The sequence below is a fragment of the Candidatus Enterococcus ikei genome (assembly GCF_017316105.1).
Classification (GTDB): Bacteria; Bacillota; Bacilli; order Lactobacillales; family Enterococcaceae; genus Enterococcus_L; species Enterococcus_L ikei.
Genome location: NZ_JAFLWD010000061.1, coordinates 1 through 8,149 on the forward strand (window position 1 = coordinate 1; position 8,149 = coordinate 8,149).

Here is an 8,149-nt window from a genome sequence, read left to right on the forward strand (position 1 = left end):
GCAATCCATCTTCTTTTGTTTAAATATTAAGAACTTTATCCAAGAAATCTTTCGTCCGTTCATTTTGCGGATTTTCAAAGATTTGTTGAGGTGAGCCATCTTCTAAGAAATTACCACCATCGATAAACATCACCCGATTAGCTACTTCTTTAGCGAATCCCATTTCATGAGTTACGATGACCATCGTCATTCCTTGTTTTGCCAATTTTTTCATAACATTCAATACATCACCAACCATCTCAGGATCGAGTGCAGAAGTTGGTTCATCGAATAGCATGATATCTGGATTCATTGCTAAGGCACGAGCGATTGCCACACGTTGCTTTTGTCCACCAGATAATGATTCAGGATAGCTATCCTTTTTATCAGCTAAACCAACGGTATCTAAAAGCTGGATTGCTTTCTCTTCCGCTTCTTTTTTTGAAAGTCTACCTAAATCTGTTGGGGCTAATGTAATATTTTCCATGATCGACAGGTGAGGGAATAGATTGAAATGTTGGAAAACCATGCCGATGTGTTGACGTACTTTATTGATATTTGTATTTTTATCTGTTAGGTTGGCTCCGTCGATGATGATATCACCGCTTGTAGCTTCCTCAAGTTGATTCAAACAACGAAGAAAAGTACTTTTCCCAGAGCCGGAAGGACCAATGACGCAAACAACATCGCCTTCTTGGATAGATACGTTGATATCGTTAAGAACAGTATTATCACCATATTTTTTTACTAAATGTTCTACTAGAATTTTTTCAGCCATATTATTTCACCTTCTTTTCCAAAACTTTAGCTAATTTCGTCAAGGCTGTGATCAAAATCAGATACATCATAGCGATTACGAAGTAAACCATAGTACTTTGTAAGTTTCTTGCAACGATGATTTTTCCTGTTTGTAATAGCTCGATCAAACCAATCGCTGAAAGAATCGTTGTATCTTTTAAAGAGATAACAAATTGATTGACGAAAGATGGAATCATGATTTTGATTGCTTGCGGTAAAATGATCTTTTGCATCGTACGGTTGTATGAAAGACCTAAACTACGTGAAGCTTCCATTTGACCAACTGGCACAGCGTTGATTCCACCGCGGACAATTTCAGAGATATAAGCGCTGGCGTTTAATGTCAGAGTAATGATTCCTGCAAGGAATACTGGAATGTTGAAACCTAGAATTCCTGGTAAGCCGAAATAAATGAAGAAAGCTAGAACCATTAGAGGAATACCGCGAATAATATCAACATAGATAGTAGAAAGTACACGTAACGCTTTAGAAGGAGAAGCACTGAATAATCCGAAGATCACACCAACGATCAAGGCTAAAATAAATGAAATCAATGTTAATTGAATAGTCATCCATAAACCACTTAATAGTCGTTTCCAGTTATTTTGGATCATACCAACGAATGTTGATTCATCTACTTTATTTTCAGAAGCACCATCTTTTACATATTTACCGATGATTTCATCATATTCACCTGTTCTTTTTAATTCAGCTAAACCTTCGTTGAACATTTGGATCAATTCTGGATTTTTACCTTTTTTAACAGCGAAGCCATATTTTCCGCCTTCTTCGCGAGGAATCGGTGTTGTTAAGGGTTGCTTTTGAGCAACGCCGTAACCAATTACTGGATAATCATCCATCATTGCATCGATCTCACCGATTTCAAGAGCGCTGTATAAAGCATCTGTTGTGTCTAAATATTTGATTGAATATCCATATTTTTGTTTGTTGGTTTCAAGAAAATCAGCACTTTCAGTCCCAATCTTAGCACCAACTTTTTTACCTTTTAAATCTTCATAAGCATTGATTTTGTCATTGCCTTTTTTGACAGCGATTTGAATACCACTGTCGAAATAAGGTGTTGAGAAGTCAAATGATTTTTCACGTTCATCTGTGATCGTCATTCCTGCGATCATTGCATCAGCTTGTCCAGATTCAACAGCTTGAACGGCAGAACTGAAACCGATGAATTTAAATTCGATATCAAAGTCTTGTAATTCTGCGATACGTTTAACTAAATCAACATCGATTCCTTCATATTTACCATCAGAATTTTGGAATTCAAATGGCGCAAATGTAGAATCACTAGCAATTACATAAGTCTCTTTTTTAGGTTGAATCTTTTTCATCTTACTATCGTTTTTTGCTTCTTGTTCAGTTCCAGTAGTAATATACTTGTCTACGATTTCTTCATATTTACCTGAAGTTTTCAAGTTTTTCAAACCAGCATTGAATTTTTCAATCAATTCTTTGTTTTGCCCTTTTTTTACAGCAAAACCATAAGAACTTCCAGTTTCTTTTTCACCAACTAATTGTAGCTTTTGTCCATTGGTGATAGCATAACCAAGAACTGGATAGTCATCAAAAATTGCATCAGCTTCACCGTTTTCAAGAGATTGATAAAGACCAGTTGCATCATCGAAGTTTTTGATTGTGTAGTCATACTTGTCTTGATTTTTTTCTAGGAACGTTGCACTTTCAGTTCCTACTTTTGCTGCAACAGTTTTCCCTTTTAAATCGTCATAGCTTTTGATTTTGTCATTGCCTTTTTTGACAGCCATTTGTAGACCGCTATCGAAATAAGGTTCAGAGAAGTCGAAAGATTTTTTGCGTTCATCCGTAATACTCATACCAGCGATCATCGCATCAACTTGTTTTGATTGAACTGCCTGAATGGCACTATCAAAGCCAAGTGGTTTTAGATTTACTTTAAAATCTTGGTCTTCAGCAATTGCATGTAGTAAATCAACATCGATTCCAACATACTCACCTTTTGAATCTTGAAATTCAAAAGGCGCAAAAGTCAAATCTGTTCCTATATTATATGTTTTTTCCTCAGCCTGAGCAGACTGCCCAAGTGTAAATGTCAGTAGACTTGCCATCATCACAAGGAATGAAAGTAAAAAGTGTTTCCTTTTCATAAAATACCTCCTATATTTGCATATTGGATAATTATATAGTAAGAAAAGGCAAAAACACAAGTCATTCACAATAAGAAAGTCAAAAAAAACTCATTTCCTAACATTCGATGTTATAAAAAGTGACATATTGCGGGTAAGAAGGTTTTTATAGTTTTAACACGAATCGTTGTTTTCTTCTATTCTTTGTCCTATCTAAAAGGTTAAATAAAATGTAAATTAGCTAAAATTGCGTATACGCAAAGCATTCTAAAACTAGCGAAAATATGTTCGGTATGGTAAAATAATTACAGGATATTTTTTTGATTGAAAGAGAAAGTTTCTTACTAAAAAGAGTGGATAAGTATAGCTTGGATTAGTTTATCTAACAGCGATTCTTGTCTCTTTTTATTGAATTGAGATCAATAACTAAATAAAGTAAGGGGAGGATGTTAAATGATAGAAAGAGAGACCTCCAATACATTTGACTTAGTATCAAAATACGAGCCAGATGGAGATCAGCCCGAAGCAATCAAAAAGCTAGTTGAAGGTATCGAAGGCGGAGAAAAAGCGCAAATCTTACTGGGTGCCACAGGAACGGGTAAGACGTTTACGATTTCCAATGTCATAACAGAAGTTAACAAACCGACATTAGTCATTGCTCATAATAAGACATTAGCTGGACAGCTTTATGGAGAGTTTAAAGAATTCTTTCCTAATAACGCGGTCGAGTATTTTGTTAGTTACTATGATTATTATCAACCAGAAGCTTATGTTCCTTCTAGTGATACATATATAGAAAAAGATGCCAGTATTAATGATGAGATCGATAAGTTACGACATTCAGCGACTAGCTCATTATTAGAACGAAATGACGTGATCGTAGTTGCTTCTGTTTCATGTATTTTTGGTTTAGGAGATCCTAAAGAATATAGTGAACAAGTTGTCTCTATTCGTGTAGGCATGGAGATGGATCGCAATCAATTATTAACGAGTTTAGTCAATATTCAGTTTGAGCGAAATGACATTGATTTTCAACGGGGGCGTTTTCGTGTTCGAGGAGATGTGGTAGAAATCTTTCCGGCATCACGTGATGAACATGCGTTAAGAGTTGAGTTCTTTGGTGATGAAATTGAACGAATCAGAGAAGTCGATGCTTTAACAGGTGAAATTATTGGTGAAACAGAGCATGTAGCGATTTTCCCTGCAACTCACTTTGTGACCAACGATGAACATATGGAACACGCAATCTCACAAATTCAAGCAGAATTAGATGCTCGTTTAAACGTGTTGCGTAGTGAAAATAAATTACTGGAAGCTCAGCGTTTAGAGCAACGGACCAATTATGATATCGAAATGATGCGAGAAATGGGCTATACGTCCGGCATTGAGAATTATTCCCGTCATATGGATGGCCGTTCAGAAGGAGAACCGCCATATACGCTGATTGATTTCTTTCCGGATGATTTCTTGTTAGTGATTGACGAATCTCACGTAACAATGCCTCAAGTTCGAGGAATGTATAACGGTGACCGGGCCAGAAAACAAATGTTAGTAGATTATGGATTCCGTTTGCCAAGTGCGTTGGATAACCGACCGTTACGTTTAGAAGAATTTGAAAAACACGTTCATCAAGTTGTTTATGTATCGGCAACACCTGGACCATATGAATATGAACAAACAGATACAGTGATTCCTCAAATTATTCGACCGACTGGACTCTTAGATCCACTGATTGAAGTACGTCCAATCATGGGACAAATCGATGATTTAGTTGGTGAGATCCATGAGCGAGTGGAAAAAGATCAACGTGTGTTTGTAACTACTTTAACGAAAAAAATGTCTGAAGATTTAACCGATTACCTGAAAGAATTAGGGATCAAAGTGAAGTATCTTCATAGTGATATCAAAACGTTAGAACGAACAGAGATCATTCGTGATTTACGTTTAGGTGAATTTGATGTACTGATCGGTATCAACTTACTTCGTGAAGGGCTGGATGTACCAGAAGTTTCACTGATTGCAATATTGGATGCTGATAAAGAAGGCTTCTTAAGAAGTGAGCGCTCATTGATTCAAACGATTGGGCGTGCTGCCCGTAACTCAGATGGAAGAGTCATTATGTACGCGGATAAAATGACGGATTCGATGCAAAAAGCGATCGATGAAACAGCTCGCCGTCGTTCCATCCAAGAAAAATATAATGAAGAACACGGGATTACACCGAAAACGATCATTAAAGAAATCCGCGAATTGATTTCTATTTCTAAGACAAATGAAAAAGGCGAACCATTCAAGATTGATAAGTCTTATCATGAATTGACTCGTCAAGAAAAAGCAGATTTATTGATGAAATTAGAAAAAGAAATGCGAGACGCTGCGAAAGCACTAGACTTTGAAACTGCAGCAACTCTGCGTGATACAATTCTGGAGTTAAAAGCAGGAGAGTAACGAAGGAACTACGATCTTAACAATTTCTAAGTACGAAAGCACTAAGAAATGAAGGTCGAACCGACAAAATCAAGGATCAACGTTCCCTACGGTCACCTTGTACGGTTCAACATCAGCTCATAAGAATACTCGCTGTATTTCACAGCAAAGGAGAGCCGTTACTCTTGCGAATTAATTCGCTTAGAAGTAAGGGACATCGGACTAACAATCAAAAGGAGAGAAGTAATGGCAAATGATAAAATCGTCATTCATGGCGCACGTGCACATAATTTAAAAGATATAGATGTAACAATTCCTCGTGACAAAATGGTTGTAGTTACTGGATTGTCGGGTTCTGGTAAAAGTTCATTAGCCTTTGATACATTGTACGCTGAAGGTCAACGTCGCTATGTAGAAAGTCTGTCAGCGTATGCGCGACAATTTTTAGGACAGATGGATAAACCAGATGTAGATAGTATTGATGGACTAAGCCCAGCGATTTCTATCGATCAAAAAACAACCAGTAAAAACCCTCGATCAACAGTTGGGACAGTAACAGAAATCAATGATTATTTAAGACTATTGTTTGCTCGTGTCGGGCACCCAATTTGTCCTAATGATGGAACTGAAATCACCAGTCAATCGGTTGAGCAAATGGTAGACAAAGTGCTGGAACTACCAGAAAAAACTAAACTTCAAGTATTAGCACCAGTAATCGTTAAGAAAAAAGGACAACATAAAAAAGTTTTTGAAATGATTCAACGCGAAGGTTATGTTCGGATGCGTGTTGATGGTGAAACCTACGATGTTAGTGAAGCACCTGAATTAGAGAAAAATAAAAAACATGATATTGCAATCGTAATTGACCGAATCGTTGTTAAAGATGGAATTCGTTCTCGTTTATTTGATTCGTTTGAAGCTGCCTTACGTTTAGCTGATGGGTATGCCTTAGTAGATGTGATCGATGGAGAAGAAATGCTTTTTAGTGAGCACTATGCTTGTCCATATTGTGGTTTTACAGTTGGCGAGTTAGAGCCAAGATTGTTTTCTTTCAATGCTCCATTTGGTGCGTGTCCTGATTGTGATGGATTAGGGATTAAACTAGAAGTTGATCGTGATCTAGTGATTCCAGATCCAACCAAAACTTTACGTGAAGGTGCGATCGCTCCGTGGAATCCAATCAGTTCACAATACTATCCGCAAATGCTTGAACAAGCAGCAGATAGTTTTAATATCGATATGGATACACCATTCAATGAACTGCCAGAAGAACATCAAGATATTATTTTAAATGGGTCAAATGGTGAACCTTTCCATTTCCATTATGAAAATGACTTTGGCGGAGTTCGTGATGTGGAAGTGCCATTTGAAGGTGTTTTGACTAATATCAAGCGCCGTTACCACGAAACAAATAGTGATTTTACTCGGGATCAAATGCGTTTATACATGACTGAACTGACTTGTCATACTTGTAAAGGCTATCGCTTAAATCCTCAAGCTTTATCAGTCAAAATCGATAATACTAATATTGGTCAAGTTACTGGTTTGGCAATTAAGAATGCTATACAGTTTTTTGAAACGGTAAAACTATCAGAACAAGAACAAATGATTGCTAAACCTATTTTAAAAGAAGTTGAAGATCGTTTGAACTTTTTAAAAAATGTGGGATTGGATTATCTAACACTTAGTCGGGCAGCGGGAACATTATCTGGTGGAGAAGCTCAGCGGATTCGTTTGGCAACACAGATCGGTTCCAATTTATCTGGTGTCTTATATATTCTGGACGAACCATCGATTGGACTGCATCAACGGGATAATGACCGTTTGATCGAATCGCTTAAGAAAATGCGTGATTTAGGAAATACTCTGATTGTTGTTGAACATGATGAAGATACTATGTGGGCGTCTGATTATCTGATTGATGTAGGACCAGGAGCTGGACATTTAGGTGGGGAAATTGTTGCTTCAGGAACACCAGAAGAAGTAGCTGAAAATCCTAATTCCTTAACAGGTCAATATCTTTCCGGAAAAAAAGTGATTCCTGTCCCTAAAAAACGTCGCAAAGGCAATGGAGATAAAATCAAAGTCACTGGCGCATCTGAGAACAATTTGAAAAATGTTACAGTAGAATTTCCATTAGGAGAATTTGTAGCAGTGACAGGAGTTTCTGGATCAGGAAAGAGTACCTTGGTGAATCAAATATTGAAAAAAGCACTAGCTCAAAAAATCAATCGAAATTCTAATAAACCAGGAAAGTATAAAAATATTACTGGTTATGAAAATATTGAAAAAATTATCGATATTGATCAAAGTCCGATTGGACGCACACCACGAAGTAATCCAGCAACGTATACAAGTGTGTTTGATGATATTCGTGATTTATTTGCTAAAACTAATGAAGCCAAGGTCCGTGGCTACAAAAAAGGACGCTTCAGCTTTAATGTCAAAGGCGGTCGTTGTGAAGCTTGTCGTGGGGATGGAATCATTAAGATCGAAATGCACTTTTTACCAGATGTTTATGTTCCATGTGAAGTTTGTCATGGCAAACGCTACAATTCTGAAACATTGGAAGTTCATTATAAAGGGAAAAATATTTCTGATATTTTAGATTTAACAGTGGAAGATGCCGTAGAATTCTTTAAACACATCCCTAAAATCCATCGTAAATTGAAAACAATCGTCGATGTAGGATTAGGTTATGTAACGTTAGGACAGCCTGCTACTACTTTATCTGGAGGGGAAGCCCAACGGATGAAATTAGCAAGTGAACTTCATAAAAATTCGAACGGTAAAAATTTCTATATTTTAGATGAACCAACAACAGG

At 37.0% G+C, this 8,149-nt stretch carries 4 protein-coding genes; 2 read left to right on the forward strand and 2 right to left on the reverse strand.

Going from position 1 to position 8,149, the window contains the following annotated elements; all coding sequences use genetic code 11:
• Nucleotides 1-19: 19 nt before the first annotated feature.
• Entirely contained in the window at nt 20-757 is a 738-nt protein-coding gene (locus tag JZO69_RS16360; protein WP_010765645.1) for an amino acid ABC transporter ATP-binding protein, read from the reverse strand.
• A 1-nt stretch (nt 758) separates the two neighbouring features.
• Entirely contained in the window at nt 759-2,918 is a 2,160-nt protein-coding gene (locus JZO69_RS16365; RefSeq protein ID WP_207113878.1) for an amino acid ABC transporter substrate-binding protein/permease, read from the reverse strand.
• Nucleotides 2,919-3,350: 432 nt separating this feature from the next.
• On the opposite strand from JZO69_RS16365, the gene uvrB reads away from it, so the two are divergent.
• Together uvrB and uvrA are read left to right on the forward strand one after the other, a co-directional pair.
• Nucleotides 3,351-5,345 (forward strand): excinuclease ABC subunit UvrB, encoded by a 1,995-nt coding sequence (uvrB, locus tag JZO69_RS16370; RefSeq protein WP_207113879.1) that lies wholly within the window; start codon nt 3,351-3,353, stop codon nt 5,343-5,345.
• A 225-nt stretch (nt 5,346-5,570) separates the two neighbouring features.
• Nucleotides 5,571-8,149, forward strand: a 2,579-nt coding sequence (gene uvrA / locus JZO69_RS16375) for an excinuclease ABC subunit UvrA (RefSeq protein WP_207113880.1), incomplete at its 3' end; no start/stop codon positions are given.

What these genes read in the sequence shown, in the direction of transcription:
- JZO69_RS16360 (WP_010765645.1), bottom strand. Translation starts at nt 757, where the DNA reads ATGGCTGAAAAAATTCTAGTAGAACATTTAGTAAAAAAATATGGTGAT.
- JZO69_RS16365 (WP_207113878.1), bottom strand. Translation starts at nt 2,918, where the DNA reads ATGAAAAGGAAACACTTTTTACTTTCATTCCTTGTGATGATGGCAAGT.
- uvrB (WP_207113879.1), top strand. Translation starts at nt 3,351, where the DNA reads ATGATAGAAAGAGAGACCTCCAATACATTTGACTTAGTATCAAAATAC.